The following is a 361-nucleotide window of genomic DNA, read 5'->3' as shown; positions in this document are numbered from 1 at the left end:
AGACCCACTTCCAGCACGCCCTGCCGCTCGATCGCTCTTCGATGACCCGCTGGCGCAAGCGCATCGGCGCCGAGCGGATCGTTGCCGGCATCGACTTCGCGCTTGAGCCGCTTCGCCTCCTCGCGCGCGGCGGTGACCGACCATGTGGGCCAGGCGCCGATCGTGAAGCGGCGCTCGCGGCCGGCGATGCGATAGCGGAGAAAGAAGCCGCGCTTGCCGGAGCGAAGGATGAAGACGCCGAAGCCCGTGACCTCGTCGTCATAGACGAGCACGTCGCGGTCGATCGGGTCGTGTCCCGGGGAGTGGTGTAGCAGCTCGGCCGATCGCGATCTCCGGCGGGTGATGGCCGGTGTGTCAGGCG

Annotated in this window: 1 protein-coding gene; it reads right to left on the bottom strand. The window is 69.0% G+C overall.

Going from position 1 to position 361, the window contains the following annotated elements; all coding sequences use genetic code 11:
• Positions 1-272 (bottom strand): Arm DNA-binding domain-containing protein (locus FK498_RS19085; RefSeq protein WP_237561033.1); only part of this gene is annotated, 272 nt, incomplete at its 3' end.
• Between the last annotated feature and the right edge of the window lie 89 nt (positions 273-361).

The sequence above is a fragment of the Elioraea sp. Yellowstone genome (genome assembly GCF_006704265.1).
GTDB lineage: Bacteria > Pseudomonadota > Alphaproteobacteria > Acetobacterales > Acetobacteraceae > Elioraea.
This window is presented reverse-complemented; position numbering and strand designations above follow the sequence as displayed.